This is a genomic window from Mycoplasmoides fastidiosum (assembly GCF_024498275.1).
Taxonomy (GTDB): Bacteria; Bacillota_I; Bacilli_A; order Mycoplasmatales; family Mycoplasmoidaceae; genus Mycoplasma_N; species Mycoplasma_N fastidiosum.
In genome coordinates this window covers 14,956-37,629 of record NZ_CP101809.1, presented here as the reverse complement: position 1 = coordinate 37,629, position 22,674 = coordinate 14,956, and the positions used below count along the sequence as shown (strand labels likewise).

Here is a 22,674-nt window from a genome sequence, read left to right as displayed (position 1 = left end):
TGCAAGAAGATGATTGAAAAAATTTTGTTATTACTTTACAAAAATTAGAAAAAATGTAAATTATCTTTTTGTAATGTCTTACATTAGATAATTTACATTTTTTCTATTTTTACTTAGGTATTTTTTTAAAATAACTAACTTTAAAAATAAAAATGATTAATTTTGCATTATCTTTTAACTCTGAAGAAAAAAGGATTTGAATGTTGATGGTCTTAGAATCTTTAGAAGATTTTACCCAAGAAATTCTTGCTACTATCCCTTTTGAAAAACAATTTTTTTATAAACCTTTGCATGATTTACAAGCTGTTGATTTGTTGGAAGGTATCATTAATAAATATGTTTATTTAGAAGAAGACTTAATTGATACTGATTCTTCTGTTAGTCACAATCAATTTAATTTGTTGTATTTTATAACTGATGTTTTCATTCTTTTGTTAAAAAAGCACCTATTTTTAGAGGGCAATAAAAGATTTGCTTTACTTTATTTAAAAGCTTTTTTATACCAATTTGGCTGACACTTAGAATGAACAACCACTAATCTCTTAAAAACCGATTCTAATTCAGTAAAACCATTTGATTCACTTAGTCCCAGCCCCATTGAAAACACACTTGTACATTTCATTAAAGAACTCCAAGGGCAAAAAGATTATTCAATAATAAGACAAGAAATTTATGATTGAATTAAAGCTCGTATTGTTCTTATAAAATAAATTATTATCAATAAAAACCCCTCTCAGACTTTAATTTGAGAGGGTTTTCAAATTATGCAGAAAAAATAAAAACCACATTACATAATAACAAACTTAATGCTGCTCTATTTCTAGCCTGACATGGTTCGCCGTTATTATTAATATGGCAATAATAATTATAGTCAATAAAGAACTAGATTTTCATTAAATTTTCATTAAAGAAACAAATAGAACAATGATGAATTCTATGTAGATTAACTACCCCTTATTTTTTTAATATATAATTAAATCATAGTTAATTATTTTGAGAATTAAAGTAGTTATTCATTCATAAATTTATTGGTTGTAAGAAATGAATTCAACTAAAATCAAACTACTATCATTAGATCTTGATGGAACTCTTTTATATAAAAACAAAAAGCATCAATTAATTCGCAATAAAAATTCCACAATTACTAATGGTAATTTAGAAGCATTGAAAAACTATGTTTCTCAAAAAAACAATTTTCTTTTAGCTACTGGAAGAAATATGACAAATGTTCTACATTATGTTGAACTTTTAGAATCTTATTTGTCGTATCAAATTCCTTATCTTGTCTGTTTAAATGGATCATTAATTTTTGATAACCTAAATAAAAAAATTCTTGCGCAAAAAACTTTCTTAACTGAAGATTTTCAGGATCTTACTAAATATTTATTAAAAAATAAAATAATCTTTTTTGCACAAGCTTTTAATTATCAAAATCAAAAAATTAATGATTTAACATACATTCGCAAATCATTGATCATTCATAGATTTATTCGTTTAAATTTTGATCGAAACAAAACTATTCTTTTTAAAAATTCTTTACCCGAACATCAGTATAGTAAATTAACAATTATTTTAACTAAACCTAAATCTGTAGAACTGAAAAAAACTCTAGTCGAAATATTTGGTAACAAATTTAATTTTTGCATTTCAGGTAAATACGCAATTGAAGTTAGTCCTTCTGATACTGATAAATTTTCCGCATTAAAAATCATTGCCAAAGATTTGAATTTAAATCTTACCCAACTTGGCGCAATGGGTGATCAAGAAAATGATTTTACTTCTTTAAAAAATTGTGGTTTTAGTGTTGGCATTGATTTAAAAGACAAAAAATATTTATCACATATTTTTAATGTTGTTGATTTTAATACAACCAATTTAAATGGTTTGGGTGTGGCTAGAGGAATTGCAGAAATGAAAAGAAAAAACTTATTTTAGCTTTTAAAAAAAGGCCAACTATGAATAATTTACCTAAAATTATTTTCTGTGATCTAGATGGAACTTTATTAGATAACGAGCAAAAAATGCCTCATCCCCATTTATTTAATTATTTAAAAATTATGAAAGAGAATAAAATTGTTTTCATAATTACTACAGGCCGTTACCTTGATGAAGCAATGAAGATTTTCAATATTCTTGGTAGTGATTCTGAATTAATGCCTTATCTAATTACTTCTAATGGTTCACAAATTTATGATACCAAAAATCAAAAATTTCTTCTAAATGCCCACTTTAGTGAAACAACATCTCAGAAATTTTTTCAGCATTCACAAGAACTATTAAAGCAATTTAATTTTTGTTCTTTATTAGTTTTTCGCAGTACTGAAAATGGAGGAGCAGTGAAAGCAACTCCAATCATAAAAAACGTAATTAGTTCTTTGCAACATGCTGATAGTGAAGATATAGCATCTGAAGAAAAAAGTCACGTCTTTATTAACATTGATAAGAAAAAACAAACTTTACCCCACATTGTTTTTGAAAACTCAATTAATTACACTGAAAGTGATTATTTAACAGCAGATAATTTTCAAAATCTGAGCAAGATGGTTGTTTTATCATTTTTAGATAACTCTGAAGAATTGCAGACATTTATTCAAAATAAATATAAATTTTCTGATAGCGACATCACTTTTTCTTCTGGTCACTCATTTGAAATTTCTGTTTTTCCCTATAATAAAGGTCATTCAGCCAAAACTCTTTGTGAACTAATGAAAATTAATATTAGTGATGCAATGGTATTAGGTGATTCTGGCAATGATATTAGCATGTTAACCAGTGGAGCATTTAGTTGTTCGCCTGATTGAGCTAATCCAATTGTTCAAGAAGCAGCTACTAAAATTTATTCTGGAGTTGCATCTGAATGAGTTCTAGCAGCTTTTGCTGATCGATTTATGACTAAATAAATTGTTAACTAATTATTCAAGATTAAAAGCCAAATTAAACTTCCTAGAAATTTTTTGTTTTTCAACAAAAATAATAGTATTATATTTATAATTATTTTTTAATGAGAAAAATATGGACAAAACACTAGTTATTGCTGCAGTTAATTCAGCAAATTCAATTAATTTAGATTTATCCAAAAAAATTTCATATGCTGGTTCATATGACTTATTAGATCTAAATGACTACAAGCAAAATCTACCAATTTTATCCAATTCTCTTTTAGCAGAAAAAAAATTCCCTGAACAGATTAAAGAAATCTTAGTAAAACTTACAGGCTATCAAAACGTTATCATCGTAACACCTGAACACAATGGTTATTACTCTGCCTTCTTTAAAAACATTATGGACTGACTAAGTCGTTTAGACAATGCTTTTTTCTTAGATAAAAATGTTGTTTTAGTTGTTGCTTCTCCTGGAAAATTAGGCGGATTAAGTCTACGTAAATTTGCAAGTGAAACACTCAAGTACACCGGAGCTAAAAGTATTAAGGATTTTGAATTCGGATCTTACTCAGTGGATCAAGACGTTGCTGAAAAAGTACAAGAGGTTGTTGAGTACATTAACAATCTGTAAATTTAAAATAATCTTCAGTTTTTTTGAATTTTTAACTCAATAAAAAGAAAATCTTATAGTTTTTTGAATTTTTGTATACAAAAAGAAAACCCTATAGTTTTTTTGAATTTTTAACTTTATAAAAAGAAAGATGAAAAAATGAGTATTAAATCTCTAGATCACAAAGAAGTTGTGGTTAATTTTCATGATGTAACTTTTAATAAAAATAGAATCAGTATTCAAAAGCAAAAGACCATTAGGTACATCAAATACCTAGTGGCTTTTTTGTTTGCTGTTGTTTTAGTTACGGCATTAACCATTATTAACATTCGTTTTGCTAATAATGGTAAATATAATTTCCAAGACTTATTTTATATTTTTTCAACCAATAATATTTTTAGCACTAACACTAGTCAACTAACTAATGTCACCACATCAACGGGGCCTACTTTTGGTGCGTTTTCGTTTACTGACTTACCACCAATTCGAAAAGCTACTTGAATTTCTATTGCCACTGCTTTAGCTGGAATTGGATTAGCTATCTCTGGCTCAATTTCTCAAGGATTAACTAAAAATCCCTTGTCTGATCCTACCACATTAGGAGCTACTGAAGCCGTAATTTTTGGTTCCATTCTAATGAACGTTTTAGTTGGGTCAATTGTTGATGCCAATAATTTTCAATACGTATATTTAGCTTTCAGTTTTTTAGGCGGATTGTTATCGGTTGGATTTATTTTAGTCATCCTAAAATATTTATCCAATCTAAACTATTTAAAAATTACTCTAACTGGTTTAGCAATTAGTATTTTCTTTAAAACATTAAACTTTTTACTGCGAATCAATAATGCTTCTGCAATTAGAACATCTTTTGCAATTAGTATTGGTGGAGCAGAAAATATTTATGGTTTATATCCTTCTCAAGAAACTGTTTTATATATTGGGATTGTCTTAGTTGCCATTGGTTTTATTACATCAATTTTCTTATCTAAAAATTTAAGCTTATTAGAGTTGGGTGATGATAAGGCTACTAGTCTTGGAGTTAATATTAAATCTGTAAAAATTTTTGGTTTACTAGTTATTTTAATTTTGATTCCAATTTCAGTTTCTCTGGTTGGAAACGCTGCGTTTGTAGGCTTATTTGCACCCCATATTGTGCGAATTATTTTTCGAACTCGAGACTATCGGATTGTTGTGCCTATGGGAGCCTTATTAGGAGCATCTGTAATGTCCTTAGGTTTGACTTTAAATACATTCACCAGCACAATTCCTTCTTCTATTTACATGGTGTTCATTGGAGCTCCAATGTTAATTTATTTAGGCTGAAAACAAAAGAGTCAATAATATGAACCCATTAGAACAAATAACAACTAACAAAGAGCCTAACTTAATTCAAAGCCACCAATTTCAAACTGATATTGTAAAAAAACAACAAGATGCTAAACGCAAAAAAAGCATCATTCATTTTATTTCTATCACGATTATCTTTGGTGTTATTTTATTTTTTGGTTTAACCCTTTTACGCCAAGGATTTAATTTTAGTTTACAAATTTTTAGTTTAAGAATTTGACAATACCTCATCGCAATTTTTGGAGGAGGTTCATTGGGTGTTGCCGGATTATTATTGCAAAAAACAACTAAAAATAATTTAGCTGATGTTTCCATTTTAGGAATTGGTTCACTAAACATTATTTTTATTACTATCTACATTTTTTCTTTCCGTAACGGTGACATTCGTAACCAAGAAATCATTCGTCAAGTTTTACCTTTAATTACAATTGGTGCTTCCATTTTAGGAACATCAATTATTTATACCTTAACCAAAATTGGTAATAATAATTTAGATAAATTTATTATTGTTGGAATTGCTTTGCAATTTTTGTTTGAAGCCATTTCTATTTCTATTTTGAATCCGACTATTTCAGCCGCTCCTGGTAGTACTATTAATTTTGCTAACAGTCAAATTATTAATTTCAGTTTGGGTAAATTTCCTGATATTAATCAACTTGCCACTTCTTCACGTTGACGATTAACCTTGATTATTAATTTTGTAGTCATTGTGTTAATCATGGGGGTGATTTGAGTCTTACGCAAAAAAATTGATTTAATTGAAACTAGTGAAAAATTGGGGATTTCTTATGGTGTTAAAGTAGAAACCCTAAAATTAATTCTTTATTTATTAATTGCTTTATTAGCCGGAATTGAAGCTGCTATTTTAGGCACTGTTGCCTTATTGGGGATCTTAGCTCCAAATATTTCTAAACCACTATTTGGAAACCAAACTAAAACTAATTTATTTTCCACTTTCATCATTGGTGCAATTATGGTAATGTTAGCTGCTTTTGTTTCGGTTAATTTAGCCACTGATATTCCAATTGGATTCTTATCAACAGCAATTATTACTCCTTATTTTATTTTCTTAATTCTTAAACGAGATCGCAGATAATGAAGCAATATTTGCAGGAAAATAAATCGTTATTAGTTTTTACTAGTTTAATCTTTTTGGGATTAATTTTTGCTGTTGTTCTAATCCCTTTAGAAAACCAAATTCATAACACCTGATTAGCCGCTAAAAACCAAGCAGTTAATGATTTAAAGTATGAAGATGCTAGTAATTGAAATTACGATCTCAGCTATTTATTTCGGAATAGTGGTTTATTTTTAAATAACCAATTTTTGCTACAACGGAACCGATTCGCTACTGCTGATGCTGATTTACTTTTATTGGTTGTCAACGCTTTTAACACTAGTATTCCGCTTGAACAAAATAATTTTTTAGCAACCGCACAAATTGATAATGGTGCGGGGTTTGTGCAATCTGCTACTACATTAAATACTTATTTACAAACTTTTGCTTTTCTAAGTTGAAGCGCAATCATTATTGTGGTTTTTTTAACTGCAGCTATTTTTTGAAATTTGACTATTGGCTTTTCAGAAAAAAATGCTTATAAAATCTACAGTTTTTTATTGGTTTATTTTTTTAATCTTGGTGGTTGATTTATTAGTCTTTTATTATGAAAACTAAGTAACAAACAAGTTAAAGCATTAAGTTTTGATAATATTGAAAAACTAGCTAAATACCCACCGTTTTTATGGATTAGCCGTTTCAATAATTTTTTCTTAAAATTTAATAATTCCAATGATCACCGTGATGAATTTATTTCCACTAAAAACCTTGGTTTTACCTATAGTCATGGTCATAATCTTATTCGTCATTTGTCCGATGTTTTCAACTTATCAATTCATGAAAAAAAATATAAAGAGAAATATCACATCTATCGTCGGAAAAAACTTATCGAATTTATTACTAGATTATTCCCTTTCTTAATTGTGAAAGAAAAATACATTTTAAAAAATCTTAATTTTAAAATTCCTAAAGGTTCATTCACAACTATTATTGGACCAAATGGTTCAGGTAAATCAACTTTAATTAAAGTTTTACTAGGATTAGAACGACATTATTTTGGATCAATTTACTGGAATAAAATTAATCTTCACCGAATTAAGCGTAAGTCTTTTGCTCAAAATGTTGCTTATTTTCCACAAATTTTAGAAATTCCTAGTGGTTCTAATGTTTATGATTTTGTTTGTTTTGGTGCTATTCCCCATCAAAATTTAAGTGGCAAAATTAGTCCTGAACAAGAACAAAATATTTTGAATGCATTAGTTGAGACCAATACTTTACAGTTTATTGATCGTAATATTAATGAGTTATCTGGTGGTCAAAGACAGAATGTTATTTTAGCTACTGTTCTGGCTCAAAAAACCGATACGATCATTTTGGATGAGCCAACAACTTATTTAGATGTTAATAACCAAAATTTATTATTAACCCTATTAAAAAAATTGAATGATCGGGGTAAGACTATTATTGCCATTTTACATGATCTAAATCAAGCGATTAGTTATTCTGATAATTTAATCATTTTAAAAGACGGCGAAATTTACAGCCAAGGTGCCCCCCGTAATGTGGTGAATTCTCAAATGGTAAAAGAGGTTTTTGCTGTTGATGCTAATGTTGAAATTATTAATGGCATTCCCCAATTATTTGAATTAAAGGTTGATAACAATCATTTAAATAAGGAATCTGAATAATATGCAAAAATTTTTCATTGATCTCTACAGATGATTTGTTTATCTTTTCTTAAAAAGTATTGGTTATTATAATTTTGATTTAAAAACCAAAATTCAACAAAATCTTTACAAAATTCTCATTGGATGAATTTTGTTAATTGTTGTTTTGATTATTTATTTTGTTACCCTCAATCAAATAACAGCTTTAAATCGCATTGTTGCTGAAAACAATAATGCTCAAATTACAGTAAGCTATCAAGCAGGATGAATTAGTGGAGCTATTGATGGTAATAATTTATTTGGATTGCCATCTCAATTTCAATTTTTAAATAACCAAAATGATTTCTTAACAACTGTTAACAATTTAGATCCTACCACAATTACTGTTAACGAATTAGTAAGTCAATTTTTATTAGTAGCAACCAATTTAAAATTAGTGCTTTCATTTAATTTGATTAATTTAATATTGTGATTAATTTGAAATTGAAGAAATTTAGGAATTGTTTGACTCAAAATTAACATTAAACCAGCTATTAAATTTTTGGTGGCTCTAGAGTTATTTTTAGGTTTCTTTTATCCTTTCTTTACTTATTTTTACTTTAAAAAACACCAAATTCAATATGTCATAATTAGAACTGATCAAAATTTTTCAACCATTTTTGGTAGTCTAACAACTAATTTAAAAATTGGTTTTATTAAAAAGTTTAATAAATTGTTTTTAGGTAAAAATAATTTATCTGATTTTGATTTTCCGATTGATAATTTTGATCCTAATACCTTTTTAAAAACTGAACAACTTTCTTTTACATATGAAAGATCATTCGCAAACCGTTTTCGCAAATCAAAAATAATTCAACCTGAAAAACTAATTTTAAAAAAAATTAGTTGTAATCTGGCTCAAAATAAATTTACTTCTATTTTAGGTGCTAACGGATCTGGTAAATCAACTTTTTTAAAATCTGTAATCAATCAAAACCGACATTATCTTGGTAATATTTTTTGGGGTGAAAAAGATTTAAAAAATATTAGTCTGAAAAAATTTGCCCAAAATGTTTCTCATATTGCTCAGGGCCATGAATTAATCACTGGCATTAAAGTGTATGATTTTGTCGGTTATGGACGAGCTCCTTATTTAAGTTTGATGTCTTCACTAAAAGATTCTGATCACGAAATTATTTATCAAGCCATGAAGAAAACCAGTACGCTTCATTTAAAAGATAAATTTACTAGCGATTTATCTGGGGGACAGCAACAAAAAGTTTTGATTGCAATGACAATTGCTCAAGATACTGATACAGTTGTTTTAGATGAGCCAACTACATATCTGGATATCAAAAATCAAATTGAACTGCTAGAAATGCTGAAAGAAATGCAAAATAAAGACAAAAAAACTATTATTGCAATCTTACATGACATTAATCAAGCTGCCCAATATTCAGATGAAATTATTCTAATTAAGAATGGTGTTATTTATGATCAAGGTCCACCCACTCAAGTAATTAATCATAAATCATTACTAGAAGTTTTTAATGTGACTGCTGATTTAACCATTCATAATAATCAAGTTTATATTAGCAATGTTAAATCAACATTAGTCGAAATATAAATAAACCCAAATGAAAAACCACTATTTGTCTTAATTTTCAAAAAAATGGTGGTTTTTTCGTGTAATTTTCACATTTTTTAAGCCCAAATTATTAAATTGTTTATTTGTTTTAATGTAAAATCAAAATTGGATTCAACAGTATTTGAATCCGTTTCAATCATTTTAAAAAGTTGTAATCAAATTATCTAAAATGCGAAAATTTAAACTATTTTCTAAAATTTCAATCTCTGCTTTTGCCTTCAGTTTTGTATTAATTAGCTGTGGTAATGCAATACAAGATTCTGGACAAGTGGATTCTAATCAAACTAGTCAAGCCCTTCAAATCGCTCCACAAACCAATAATATTCGAGTTGGAATGTGAAACATTGCTAACTATGAAGAAAAGGGAGATAAGTTTTCTTCTGAACGCGCTAAAGTTTTAGCTGATGTTTTGTATCAAAACAATTTAGATTTATTAACCGTAATCGAACCCACTTATAAAAATGCAACTGGGTTTACTGAACTAGTTAAAAACTTAAATCATTTAGCTGGCTCAGAAAAATATGAAGCAATTATTTCCTTACCTTCAGTTTCTGAACAACCAATTTTAAAACGTGTTTCTTTAAGTGAACGTTATGGTTTTATTTATAAAAAGGATCGTTTAAGATACGAAACATCTCCTCATCAACAAGAACCAGCTGATTTTAGCACTTTCAATATCACTGATAGTCCTTATGATAAGGGTGGATCTCAAGAATTAAATGATACTGGTAACCGAAATATTTTATTCTTTAAAGAAAAAGCTGATGAAAAGCATTTTTATACAAGAAGACCAGGTGCTATTAAATGGACCGATCTAGTTAATAATCAAACTTTTGTAACTATTGCCGCTCATGCTTCATCACCAGATGCAAGAGATAGTCAAGGTGAAACTAAATTTAATTGTGCTGATTTAAAACAGTTTGGAATTGAGCACGGAACGAAATGTGATAGCAAATTAGGTAGCAATGAAGCTTGAGATGCTTTAAAAATTCCTGATGTACTTAAATATTTCAGTGAAGTTTTTAAAGAAGATGATATTTTCTTTATGGCCGATACTAACATTCGCTTTAATAATAATTTTCTTTTTGAGCGCGCCACAAAAGAAGGTTATAAAAATATTTTTCCACTAGACGCAGCTGGTGAAAAATTAGAAACTGCTTATGATAAAGATCGTGGTCCTGCTAAATTCCGGACAACCTTAAGTAGTCCTGATCGTCTTAATGCTTATGCAAATGCATATGATAAAGCTTTTTATAAATTTCAAAACTATAATGTTCAAAACCCTACGCGTTGAGACTTGTGGAATTTATATTATGACGTTGAAGATAACGGAGTAACATCTAATCAAAAACAAAAAATTTTAGCTTTAAGTTATCCTGAATATGATCATTATACAAAAGCAATTATGGATGAAATTTATTATCAAAAAGCCGGTGCAAGACAACCAAAAAATCCACCTAAATCTCCTGTTCATACATCTTTAAAAGAATTAATTTCTGATCACACAATGGTTCACTTTGAATTACAACTTAAAAAGTAATTTATTACTTAATTAAAAAATAAAAAACCACTCTATAAAAAGAGTGGTTTTTTTGTAGTACATTTTGGTTTTTAACTAACCCTTAAATCTTCATACTGGTAACGTAAAATTTGTTGGGTTGGTGATTTTTTGGTTCATAACAAGATGGAATTACTCAAGCCTAATTGTCCAACAAACATTAAAAAAATTAAACCAATCAAACCAACAATACTAGATTTTCCCGTTACACCGGTTGTTAATCCTGAAGTTCCAAAAGCCGAAATTGCTTCAAAAATAACATTTGTTCCGCTTTGTAGTTCTGTAGTCGTACTGCTTATTAAAATCATAACGACAAAAATTAAAGCTAAAGCTAAAATAAACGTCATTAGTGCTTCAATAACTAAATTACGATGAATTGTTCGTTTGAATACAGAAACATATTTTCTTCCTACTGCTCGACTATATAAAAAACGGATAATGATAAATAAAGTAACGGTTCGGATTCCTCCTCCAGCTGATGAAGGTGAAGCTCCAATAAACATTAAAGCAGACATTAATCAACGGGATTCAATTGTTAAATAGTCCATTGGAACACTAGAAAATCCAGCTGATCTTGAGGAGAAAGTAACGAATATAAAATTTCAAACTTTATCTCCAGACGATAATTTAGAAAAATTATAAAAAGGAGTTTGGGTTTTGATATTTTCCATTTCAATGGAATCATAAAAAAGTTTGAAATTACTTGAACGCGGTAATTCAAAGACAAGAATCAATACTAATCCAAAAAAAGCAATCACAAAATAACTTAATACCGAAATTTTGGTAAACAATGTGATGCGATGAATATAACCTTTTCTTTTTGATTGAATTCATTGAAAAATATCATAAAAAATCGGATATCCAATTCCCCCAGCAATTAAAGCAATTAATAAAAAGAATGAAAGAATATTCCCTAAACCACCATTGTAAGCATAAATAGAAGTTGGTCCTAAAATATCAAATCCAGCATTATTTAACGCTGAAATTGTATGAAAATAAGCGGCTCAAATGGATAGTCCAACGTTACCATAAAATTTATCAGCGTTCAGATAATTAAATTGTGGTAATTCTAATAATTCTGCATTTTCAGGAGTTTGGGGTTTAACGTTATAAAAGAAAAACGAAAGCGCAAATCAAATAATTAGTTGCAGAATAAAAATCACAACAAAAGCAAAACCAATCATTTTGTGACTTTCTCCTGATTTGGCATTACCTCGTTCTGAGTTTAACAAATACCGTTGAGAAGCAGTAAAATTAGTTTTATTGATTAAGTATTTTCAAATCAAAATGGCAATCGCAATTAAACCTAATCCACCAACTTGAATTAATAAGGTAATAATAAATTGCCCTGGAATACTAAAAATATAACCAGTTACTTTTGTTGTTAATCCTGTATCACTAAAAGCTGAAGAAGCAAAAAAGATGCTGTCAAAAAAAGTATAAGTTTGAAAAACTTCACCATTTTGGTATCAAACATAGGAATTATTTTCATAAACTCACCCTGAGTTTAACGAAAATGGCATATACAAAAAACAAGCCCCAACGAAAATAGTAAAAAAATAGATTCGGAAGAACTTTTTATAAATTGTATCCCCCAGAAGTATTTTCAAAATCTTTTCTTTATAGAAAATAATTTTTTTCTTTTTTTTGTTGCCCAGTTTTTTCATATTTTAAAAAGCTATTTCAGTTGATTCGTCTTGAATGATCAGTTTTTTTGGTTTACTACTTTTTTATGTCTATATATTTTAGTAAAATAAAATTTATTTTAAATAAGAGATTAATCAAATTATTAAAATATCATATTAACCCAATTTAATATTAAAATTAACTACTTGACAAATCATTTAAAAAACTTGGAATAAAAGATTTATGGATATTAAATTATTCAAGCATCGAACGAATCGATTAGTAAAAAATTATTGTATTATCGGCTTAGGCCGGTTTGGTTATGGTGTGGCTGAAGTTTTACAAAAAGAGCATCAAAATTTAACTATCATTGATTTTGATGAAGAAGTTGTTGAACTGAAGGGAAAAGATTTTTCTGACGTTCAACTAGTTGATGCAACTAACATCCATAATTTAACTGATATTGGCATTAAAGATTATGACATCATAATTGTCGCTGTTTCAGATTTTGAAAAATCAATCATTATTTGTTCTAACTTACGAGAATTAGGAATTAAAAATATTATTGCTAAGGCAACTAATTTAATTCATCAACGCATTCTAAAATCAATGGGAGTTTCTCGAACAATTATTCCCGATGTTGAGATTGCATCTAAGGTTGCTTATCAAAGTATTTATGGTTTAAATGTTGATTTATTTCGGTTTGATCAGGCCGACAGTCAAAAATCTTTTATTGTAGAAGTACCTGTATTTGCTTCTAGTTTATGAAAAAAATCAGTGGCTGAAATTACTAACAAATTTGGTCACCGACAATTCACTATTATTGCTATTAAAAATTCTAAAGGTGAAATTCGAATGCCCATTCGTGGCACTGATATCATTAACCGTGGCGATATTGTCTTTTTGATTAGTGTGGTTACTAATATTTCATCAATCATTGATGTTTTTCAAAAAGACTAATTATTATCATCAATATCAGGACAGGTCACATAACTGTTAGCTAGTTGTCCAGTAATTCCTTTATGATCTAAAACATCACATAAAGAAGGTTTAGATAATTTATTACGAGCTTGAAATAGTTCATAACGGAAAGCTGATGAGAAAAGTAAAAATTGTCCAACATGTCGTTTTGTTTGATAAATTGGATTGATGTATTCTTTAGTTCCGTTATAAATGCCAATTAAGTTTAAACCTGTTCGGGGCGAATTTGGCCTAAATCATTGATCACTAATTACTAACGAACCTGATGAACCTGGTTTTAAATTTAAATTAGTTGTTAAAATTTTGCTGCCAATGGATAAAAAATTTTGTCCGTTATAAGTAACTAAATCAGAATTTTGATCAACATTTGCTTGTCTGAAATGTTCATTTGTGAAATAGGAATCACGACTATAAATTTTTTGATTTCAAAGTTCATTAGCAATTGTATAGATACTTTTATCTGAGAAAGTACCATTTTTTACTTCTGCTTCAATTCATTTTACAATAGGTTCACCATGACGAAATGGTGTTGTTGGAGCAACTAAATTAGGATTGTTTCGGTTTGGTCTGATTGCTTTAAAACCAGAAATAATATCAGAAACTTTTTTAGTTGCGACATACTCTTCAGCAGAAGTTGTTTGATTTCTCACTGATCCTTCAAAGAATAAATAACCTTGATCATCATTTGATTGAAAATTTTCTAAGCCAAAAAATTCTAATTTTGGATTTAGATTGCTTACTGCAAAATAATCATGCCAATTAGCAGCCGTAATTTCACTTGGTAAAATATCATCGATTTTTTGATTGGGTTTTAATTGAAAAACTGGTTCGGCTGTGCCAACTAATTCATCAATTTTTTGATCAACCGTTAAAGTTGAATAACCTCCCACTAAATATTGTGGTGTCATTAAATTATTTTCCAACACAAAATTTCGATTAGTAGGAATGGCAGAAAAATTAACATCATTAGTTTGCATTCGTTCATTGAAAGTTTTCAACCAGTTGGGTTGTTGATTTTTTTCAAAACTAATTTTTAAAACCGCAAAGTCAACTGCAAAATTAAATTGACTATATTGTTGATTAATATCGGCTGTTTTAATGAATGGATTATTCAATCCTGGATTATAAGAATCAACCCATTCAATATCAGACAATTTTTGTGAAGAAATTTCATCTCGATAAACATCTAATAAATTAATATTTTGATCAAAGTTAAATAGTTTTTTATTGATTGCTAAATTAGTAGCAGTATATACCAATTCCACATTTTTACTATCAACATCCAAATAAATATTACGTTCTTCAGAAATTTCGTTATTTCTGATTAAAGGTTCGTCTGATTGATAAAGGTTAAAATTAGCTTTCTCTGCTCCTTTAATCTCAATTTGACTGCTACCATAATTAAAAAACCCAACTCGAAATTTTTTACTAGCGCCATTCTGGGTTTCTGATAATTTGGGAGATGATTTATCCTCCGGATGATTTACTTTTATAAGATCTTCGTTTGGGAAAAAAGCTTTTGCCACATGTAAATTAGTACCAATTAATAAATGAATTCTCTCATCATCATTAATCGCTTCACCTTCAGCATTAACTTCATTTCTGTTGGCATAAGTATTGATAATAAATCCTGTTCCACTAATTTTGCTAGATTGTTCAGAATTATTTTCAACTCCTGTTGTCTTAGGGGTTTCATCTTCCATGTATAAACTGACACTGTGGGTTCTTAAATAATCTGCTCCTGGCAGATTATTCTTATCAATCGGAACAGAAATGTTTTGGCTTGTTCCAGGTTTATTCATATTAATTTCAGAAAAGCCTTCATCGTATTGGGAAACATTCACTTGTTGATTTTCTAAACAAGCTGTTAATAATACTGAAGATGACAAAATTGAAAAAAATGTCAGAATACTTCTATTTCATTTTTTCATATTTTTATAGATATCTCCAACAAACAAAATTTTTTGTTTTTGTAGTAATTAAAAATTTAAAATGTTAATAAATGATTAACAATTAAATTATTAGTTAATTTTGTTTCTAAGAATAGAAAGTTAAACTCATTTTATCACGATACAGCAATAACCAAAATGATAAAATCTTTGAACCCGTCTTACGTGAAAAACTTAATGAATAACTAGATTGTTTTTAACTAATTTTATATGGAATATTCAAACTAATTTTTTTGCAAAATTAAACGAGTCCTTTTAATGAATAATTTCTTTTATCGCAAGCAAGCTTTTTTACTTCTAGAAAAATGTGGCAGCGTTGAACAAACCAAAACACTTTTTTTAGAAAAATTAAGAAACATGCTCAATCAGTATTCAATCCTAAAACAAACAATTATTGAAAACAAACACTTACATAATGTCTTTTCTGATTCGGCAATGTTCATTATGGATTTAAATATTAAAAAAATCGAAGCCTTAATTTTTTTAGCAAATTCTGGTGAAGCTGAATGAAATATTTTATTATCTTTCACTGAAGAAAATAAATCTAATTTTATTGATGATTCATTATCAACTAAATATAGTGTTTTAAATATTGATAAACTGGGTGATTTTAAAAAGAAATTTTTTTACATCTTAAAAAAATATCACATCATTAATTCTGAACAATTTGAAATGATTCAAAAAATTAATATTGCTCGGGATAATCTTAGTTTAGCTCATTTAAATGATTATTATTTAGATGAAAATAAAATGTTTAACCAAAACATGGAATTCGATAGTCAAGAACTTGAAACTTTCCGAAACACTCCATTACAACTCAAAAATTTTGATAGTAGTTTTTGAAATTTTATTCAAGTAGTCTTACATAGTTATCACTGATATTTAGATTATTGTATTTATTTATTAAGGGTTAATAAATATAATTACAGCAAAATTATTAATAGCATTGATACACTATTAGAAACTAACAATCCTGCTAATCTAAAAACTCATATTCCTGAAAATATTTGAAATGATAAAAAATCATTCACAGATTTCTTGTGTGAATTCCGAAAAATTATTACTGATATCAACCAGAATGTTGGTCGGATTAATTTTTATTTTGAACAATTTTATTTATTAGAAAATTCTAAAATTAATCCGTTATTAAATCAATTATTTGTCTTTTTCTTATCGGCGAGTTGTATTGATTCATATAGCATAAAAAGTAAAAATCGCACCAATAACGAACGCTTATTGCATGCTGAGTATTATTTGGATTTAATTAATATTATTCTGCGTGAAAATTTATTTTTTGAAAAACACATTAATAAAAAAATGTTAGAGAATTTTATTAATTTAAACAAAACTGAACTTTCAATCATTGCTAACGAGAAGGTTTTAACTAATCTTAAAACTTATCATTTTAAACAATATATTGTTTTCTCTAAAAAAATTAAACAGATTATTTATAACCCCAATTACCGAAAGCGTTTAGATTATTTTTTACGCAAATATTTTAAAGACTTACGAGTAATTGGTTTACCTAAATTTTTTAAATTACCAGCTCAAACCCCAACTAAAATTAATAATAATATTTTTGAATTAGTAAAAAATCAAGATCATAACCAATAAAAAAGCCTTCAATAAATTGAGGGCTTTTTTTATTTTTGAAGTAATTGTTATTCTTTTGGTTTTTCAATTTTTTTCAAATTGTTTAAATATGGTTGTAATGCTTCAGGAATTAAAACTGAACCATCTGCTTGTTGATAGTTTTCTAAGATTGCAGCAAATAAACGATCAATAGCTACACCCGAGCCATTTAAAAGCGCAACATAAGCAGTTTTATCTGTACTTGTTTTGCGATGGCGAATTAAAGCTCTTCGGGCTTGAAAATCCCCTGTATTAGAACAAGAAGAAATTTCTCGATAACGTTTTTCTGATGGTAATCAAACTTCTAAATCATAAGTCCGAGCCGCAGAAAAACCTAAATCACCAGTACACAAATCAACTACTTGATATGGTAATTTTAAAATTTTTAAAATTGATTGGGCGTTTTCGGTTAAGTTTTCTAATTGCTTTGCTGCATCTTTTTGATCACAAATCATAATTAACTCGGTTTTAGTAAACTGGTGTAATCGAATTACTCCCCGTGTATCCCGACCGGCTGCACCAGATTCTTTACGAAAACATAAACTAGTGGCAGTCATTTTAATTGGTAATTTTGCACTATCAATAATTGTATTCGCATACAAACTAATCAACTGTGATTCTGAGGTTGGTGATAAATACTTATTATTGCCCAAATTGAATAAATCAGCTTCAAATTTTGGTAATTGCCCCGAACGGAATAATGATTCACCACTCAAAATTACAGGCACAGCATACGGATAATAACCGTTATTAGTTACTTGGATTTTAGTTGTAAATTCAGCTAAAGCGTTATAAAGTTGCGCCCCTAAACCCTTATAGACAACAAAACGGGATCCTGAAATTTTACCTCCAGCTTCAAAATCAACTAAATCTAAATCAGATGCTATATTTCAGTGGGGTTGTGGTTCGAAATCAAATTTAGGAGTTTGCCCTCATTGAAATAACACCTTATTATCATTTTCATCAACACCAACAGGAACTGCTTCATCAGGCAAATTAGGAATTTGATGAGAAATTTTGTCAAAATCAGCACTCACTAACGTTAAACGAGTTTCTAAATCATTTAATGTCTTTTTAATTTGCTGCATTTCTTTTTGTAATTCCAAAGCCTCTTTTTGCTTATTTTGATTATAAGCAATACCGATTTTTTTGGATAGAACTGTTCGTTGATTATTGAGCTTTTCTTCTTCTAATTTCAATAAAGATAATAAATCATAATTATCTTTTAAATTTTTAATTAAGGAAGAGTTTACTTGTTTTTGTAAAAGTTTTTCTTTAACAAATTCGAAATCTTTTTTTAATAATCGTAAATCAATCATTAGTTCTCATTAACCCCTTTTTTCCAGTTAGGTTTGGAAAATAACAATAAATTTGTTATTGATTTTCTTGGTCAACTTTTTCTTTTGATTCTTCTTTGACTAGGCGTTCTTTGGCTAAACGCTCTTTTGCTTTTAAAGCTTCTTGAGGTAATTTTTTGTATTTATGAATGTAATTAATTTGTTCACGCACAATTGTTTCCAATAATAATAAACATTCAACAATTAATTTCAATTCCTCTTTGTTTTCAATGATGATCTTTTTAGCAATTTCATATTGCTGATTAATAATTAAATTTATTTCATCATCAATTGCTTTAGCTGTAACATCAGAATAATTTTTAACATACGGATTTTGTTCGCCTTCAGAGGGAACATATTGGGTTAATCCCAATTTGGACATTCCTAACTGAGTTACCATGGCCCGAACGATATTGCTTACTTTATATAAATCATTAGAAGCTCCTGAAGTAATTTCTTTTGGACCAAAAACTACTTCTTCCGCTGCTCGACCTGCCAGAGTTGTTGTGATAATGGCTAATAAGTCTTCACGTGATTTTAACATGACTTCTTGCTCTACTGGAGCTGATAAAGTATATCCCCCCGCTTGTCCTCGGGGAATGATGGTGATTTTTTCAACAACATCACCTTTTTGGGTATAAAGCCCAGCAATCGCGTGCCCTGCTTCGTGATAAGCAATTTTACGTCGCTCGCTCAAGGTAATAATTCGGGATTTTTTCGCTGGCCCCGCAATTACCCGATCAATTGCCTCATCAATGTCTTGAGTGCTAATACTGTGACGATCATATCGTACAGCTAATAAAGTAGCTTCATTTAAAACATTTTCCAATTGTGCTCCAGAGAATCCAGGGGTTCGACGCGCGATATCTTCTAAATTCACTTTGGAAGATAAGTTTTTGTTACGTGAATGGATTTTTAAAATTTCTTCTCGTTCTTTAATATCTGGCAAGTTCACTTGAATGTGTCGGTCAAATCGACCTGGTCGTAAGATCGCATCATCCAATGAATCTAATCGGTTAGTAGCTGCAATCACAACTACACCCGAAGAAGTGTTAAATCCGTCTAATTCACTCAATAACTGGTTAATGGTTTGATCAGCTAAACCACCTGATCCTCCATTAATCATTTTGTTGCCCCGTTTTCCAGCCACAGCATCAATTTCATCAATAAAGATGATACATGGCGCAGCTTTTTTAGCACGGTTAAATAAATCCCGAACCCGCTTAGCACCAACTCCAACAAACATATCGTCAAATGATGCTCCAGACACTTCAAAGAATGGTACATTCGCTTCACCTGAAACAGCTTTAGCTAATAAAGTTTTTCCAGTTCCTGGTGGGCCATATAGAACAATCCCTTTTGGAGTACGAGCACCCATAGCTGTATATTTGCCAGGGTTTTTCAAATAGTCAACGATTTCCATTAACTCTTCTTTTTCTTCTTTAATGCCCGCAACATCTTTGAAGGTAATATTTAGTTTAACAGTTTTGGCATTAGACTTGCCAACTCCAAAAATGGAGTCTTGACCAGCTGCTCCTGCTTGAGCCCGCATAAATAAACGAATCAAGAAAATAACGATAATTAAATAAATTAAAATTGGAATTGTTGAAACGATTACACTTTGCAAGAAAGAAGGGCTTGGAATGCTGGAATTGCTTTTGGCAAGATTTAAATAATTATATAAATCTAATAAGCTTTGTGAACTTGGCACAGATGTATTAGAAATTTCTATCAATTGTTCACCAGGACGAGAAATAGAAAAACTACCGGTGTCCACATTGTAGATTAATCGATCACTGCCAATTTCATATCAAACCGTCTTAGCATCGCTTCCATAACCCACGTTATAAGCAATGTTTTGACTATTTGAACTTCCTTTGATTTGAATTCTTTGCAGTGGTGAATCTGCTGATAAATCCGCTTGGGGATTTGGAGTGGTTGTAAGATTAATTCGGTTTTCGGTATTATTATTGTTTTTTAAAACCAAAATTGTTTGATTATTTTCTCTTGCAACATCGAATGAATGAACTCCAATCACTTGAACACGGCCATAAAAGCCTAAAAAGTAAATTAAAAGTCCAATGATTGTTCCAATGATAAAAACAATAATAATTGGTTTCCAGCGAAAACGTCCCTTCGGATGGGAGTCGCTTTGAGCTTGAGAATCACTTGAATTTTTTGGTCTAAACTTGGATTTTATTCTTGATCAGACACTTTTTTTGTATCGGCTATCAATTAAACCAAGTCATTTTGCTAATTTGAACATTATTCTTCCGATCAATGTAATAATCACTGCGTTTTTAGGTTGAGAAAATTTGTTAACAAACCCTTAATTGCAGTGGTCTTAGTCATCACTAATTCTAAATTATATAATAAACTATAAAAGAGCGTCAAAACTCTTTAATAGAGAGATCAAAAAATTATATATGAAGGATTGTTCCTTGAAGAAATGTTTCCAGTTTTCCACCCCCAAATTAGGGGGTTTAAATTTGTTAACAAATCCTTTAAATGACCGTGTTTTGATCACTTTTACACCTAGTATACTAATGCTATTTACCAGTTAAAAATGGGGACATTTTTGATCTGGTTTTATTCGCTTTAATCTATTTATCCCCAATATAAATGGGTATAAAAATATTTTTTCCCCAGTTTTTAGCTTTTTTAGCCCCTAAAATGCCTAAAAACGGGTTTTTTTGCAATTTTTTAGTTGCTTTATCCTAAAGAACGATTTTTAGGATAAATAAAATTTTTTTTCGTTCTTTTGTGTGCTTTAATTATCACTGTAGCGTTCACCAACGCTTTGTCTTACATTAGACTCCATATCTCAAAAATAACATTCTTTCTGTTTTTATTCAGATTATTATCTTTAATAATCAGTAGATTGCTGTTGTTAATTTTGGATTTGTTCAATTTTTAGCCGTTTATAGAATCGTAGATATCATGACTAATTTAACCCTTAGAAACAAAGCTTATTTCCATGTAAGCACCAATCTAGAACCAGTAAATTCCTTAAGTTTACACTTAGTTTATGGTCCTGCTATGGGTTCGAATGCAATAATGTTATATCATTTGCTGACCGAATTCTATAATCGCAATAACTTATTGCGAGCTAATACCCCAATTGCTATCGATGAATTATTGACCTTTTTAGGTCTTGATTTTCAAGAATTTGATGATTTACGCTCCCAATTAGAAACCTTTAATTTGTTACAAACTGGGTACAGTCAGGATAAAAATGGTTCCTACTTGTATCATTTTGAACTATTAAAACCCTTATCATTAGAAGAAATCATGAAAAATCAAAAACTGATTCTTCTTATTAAAAAACAATTAGGAGCGCGATCTAGTTACATTATGTTAAATGTTGAAACCTTATTAGGAATCAACAAAAACAATTCTGTGCTTAATAATCGCGAACTTTTCAATATTAGTGCTGATATGGACGAAGCATTAAGTAATTCTAATGAATATGCTCAAGAATTTTTTTATGAAAATGGACAGCAAGTAGCAATTTCTGCTTCTTTAAGTCAAATGCCCGTTTCTGATCATATTAGTAATGAAATTAAAACTGAGTTTTACTCTAATATCTATGCCACTTTAAAAAAACCATTTGGTATCGATCAAAACATTTGAGCTCTAATTAATAAATACGCGGTTGAACAAAAAATCTTAAGTATTTCTCGCCTTTCTACTTTAGCTTATAAATCCATTGTGCAACGTAAAGGGAAAATCAATATTTCTTATGACAATTTCAGCATTTTAATTAATGAAGAATTATTTGGCGATGATGATAATGATATTCAAGCCAAAATTGAAAGTTATAAAGAATATTGAAAAAGTTGTGTAGAAGTTTCTGGTGGCGAATTTGTAAAAAATGCCAAAAAATTATTTGGTAATGTTTCGCCTGAAAATATTTATTATTTTTACTATTCCAAAGTACCAACCAAAGGCATTAAAACTTGAATTAGTGACACTCATGCTTTAGGTTTTACAATTCCAACTATTAATGCGATTCTAAGTTTTGTCCATACTTGGATTAACAATATTAATGCTGGTTATTTAAAGAAATTAATTAAAACTTTAGTCCAAAATGAGAACTATTCTTTGCGTAGTGTTCTAAATCACTTAAAAGATGTTATCGTTAAAGATTATGAAGAAAAAAATAACAAATTAAATATTGTTCCAACCAAACAATCAATTAATTTAAAAAATTTAGCTGAAAAACCCAAAACAAGAAAAGTAGTCATTAATTCTGAACTACTCGCTAATGATTCACAAATTAGCGATGAAACTGAAGATCTTTTTGCTGATTATCGCAATAACGATCAAACAGATGATCTTGAATATTCTAAAAATGATAATAAAGAAGATGCAGAAATCTGAAACGAACTTTTTAAATAA

Annotated in this window: 16 protein-coding genes and 1 other RNA gene; 12 read left to right on the top strand and 5 right to left on the bottom strand. The window is 29.1% G+C overall.

Annotation, left to right across the window (positions count from 1 at the left end; genetic code table 4):
- The first annotated feature begins 200 nt into the window (after positions 1–200).
- A complete protein-coding gene (locus tag NPA10_RS00145; RefSeq protein ID WP_256547518.1) occupies positions 201–710 on the top strand; it encodes a hypothetical protein in 510 nt (169 codons plus the stop codon).
- A gap of 58 nt (positions 711–768) precedes the next feature.
- On the opposite strand, the gene ffs is transcribed toward NPA10_RS00145, so the two are convergent.
- Positions 769–864, bottom strand: an RNA gene (ffs, locus tag NPA10_RS00140) — signal recognition particle sRNA small type.
- Positions 865–1,041: 177 nt separating this feature from the next.
- Between ffs and NPA10_RS00135 the strand changes: the two genes are divergently transcribed.
- The 8 genes from NPA10_RS00135 to NPA10_RS00100 all read left to right on the top strand — a co-directional run bounded on the left by NPA10_RS00135 (position 1,042) and on the right by NPA10_RS00100 (position 10,730).
- The gene (locus NPA10_RS00135; RefSeq protein WP_256547517.1) at positions 1,042–1,935 is read left to right on the top strand and encodes an HAD-IIB family hydrolase; all 894 of its coding nucleotides are present in this window, start codon (positions 1,042–1,044) and stop codon (positions 1,933–1,935) included.
- Between the two features lie 20 nt (positions 1,936–1,955).
- Positions 1,956–2,900: an HAD-IIB family hydrolase gene (locus NPA10_RS00130; RefSeq protein WP_256547516.1), complete on the top strand. Its 945-nt coding sequence runs from the start codon at positions 1,956–1,958 to the stop codon at positions 2,898–2,900.
- A 112-nt stretch (positions 2,901–3,012) separates the two neighbouring features.
- A complete protein-coding gene (locus NPA10_RS00125) occupies positions 3,013–3,513 on the top strand; it encodes an NAD(P)H-dependent oxidoreductase (protein ID WP_256547515.1) in 501 nt (166 codons plus the stop codon).
- Between the two features lie 138 nt (positions 3,514–3,651).
- A complete protein-coding gene (locus NPA10_RS00120) occupies positions 3,652–4,833 on the top strand; it encodes a FecCD family ABC transporter permease (protein ID WP_256547514.1) in 1,182 nt (393 codons plus the stop codon).
- 1 nt (position 4,834) lies between these two features.
- The gene (locus NPA10_RS00115) at positions 4,835–5,935 is read left to right on the top strand and encodes an iron chelate uptake ABC transporter family permease subunit (RefSeq protein WP_256547513.1); all 1,101 of its coding nucleotides are present in this window, start codon (positions 4,835–4,837) and stop codon (positions 5,933–5,935) included.
- Positions 5,935–7,584 (top strand): ABC transporter ATP-binding protein, encoded by a 1,650-nt coding sequence (locus tag NPA10_RS00110; RefSeq protein WP_256547512.1) that lies wholly within the window; start codon positions 5,935–5,937, stop codon positions 7,582–7,584. Before NPA10_RS00115 ends, NPA10_RS00110 begins: the two co-directional genes overlap by 1 nt.
- 1 nt (position 7,585) lies before the next feature.
- The gene (locus NPA10_RS00105; RefSeq protein ID WP_256547511.1) at positions 7,586–9,169 is read left to right on the top strand and encodes an ABC transporter ATP-binding protein; all 1,584 of its coding nucleotides are present in this window, start codon (positions 7,586–7,588) and stop codon (positions 9,167–9,169) included.
- Positions 9,170–9,359: 190 nt separating this feature from the next.
- Positions 9,360–10,730, top strand: a complete 1,371-nt coding sequence (locus tag NPA10_RS00100; RefSeq protein WP_256547510.1) for an exonuclease/endonuclease/phosphatase family protein — start codon at positions 9,360–9,362, stop codon at positions 10,728–10,730.
- A gap of 71 nt (positions 10,731–10,801) precedes the next feature.
- Here the strand turns inward: NPA10_RS00100 and NPA10_RS00095 are convergent, their stop codons facing one another.
- Positions 10,802–12,271, bottom strand: coding sequence for a potassium transporter TrkG (locus NPA10_RS00095; protein ID WP_256547509.1), 1,470 nt, complete (start codon positions 12,269–12,271; stop codon positions 10,802–10,804).
- A gap of 346 nt (positions 12,272–12,617) precedes the next feature.
- On the opposite strand from NPA10_RS00095, the gene NPA10_RS00090 reads away from it, so the two are divergent.
- Positions 12,618–13,334 (top strand): potassium channel family protein, encoded by a 717-nt coding sequence (locus NPA10_RS00090; protein WP_256547508.1) that lies wholly within the window; start codon positions 12,618–12,620, stop codon positions 13,332–13,334.
- Here the strand turns inward: NPA10_RS00090 and NPA10_RS00085 are convergent.
- Positions 13,331–15,286: a DUF31 family putative serine protease gene (locus NPA10_RS00085; RefSeq protein ID WP_256547507.1), complete on the bottom strand. Its 1,956-nt coding sequence runs from the start codon at positions 15,284–15,286 to the stop codon at positions 13,331–13,333. The two genes, NPA10_RS00090 and NPA10_RS00085, sit on opposite strands and share 4 nt — an antisense overlap.
- Positions 15,287–15,562: 276 nt before the next feature.
- Between NPA10_RS00085 and NPA10_RS00080 the strand changes: the two genes are divergently transcribed.
- Positions 15,563–16,918 carry a hypothetical protein gene (locus NPA10_RS00080; RefSeq protein WP_256547506.1) on the top strand — a complete coding sequence of 452 codons (1,356 nt, stop codon included), beginning with the start codon at positions 15,563–15,565 and terminating at the stop codon, positions 16,916–16,918.
- A 47-nt stretch (positions 16,919–16,965) separates the two neighbouring features.
- On the opposite strand, the gene serS is transcribed toward NPA10_RS00080, so the two are convergent.
- Positions 16,966–18,255: a serine--tRNA ligase gene (gene serS, locus NPA10_RS00075; protein ID WP_256547505.1), complete on the bottom strand. Its 1,290-nt coding sequence runs from the start codon at positions 18,253–18,255 to the stop codon at positions 16,966–16,968.
- A 55-nt stretch (positions 18,256–18,310) separates the two neighbouring features.
- On the bottom strand, positions 18,311–20,539 hold the full coding sequence (gene ftsH / locus NPA10_RS00070) for an ATP-dependent zinc metalloprotease FtsH (protein WP_256547504.1): 2,229 nt from the start codon (positions 20,537–20,539) through the stop codon (positions 18,311–18,313).
- Positions 20,540–21,213: 674 nt separating this feature from the next.
- Between ftsH and NPA10_RS00065 the strand changes: the two genes are divergently transcribed.
- A complete protein-coding gene (locus NPA10_RS00065) occupies positions 21,214–22,674 on the top strand; it encodes a hypothetical protein (RefSeq protein WP_256547503.1) in 1,461 nt (486 codons plus the stop codon).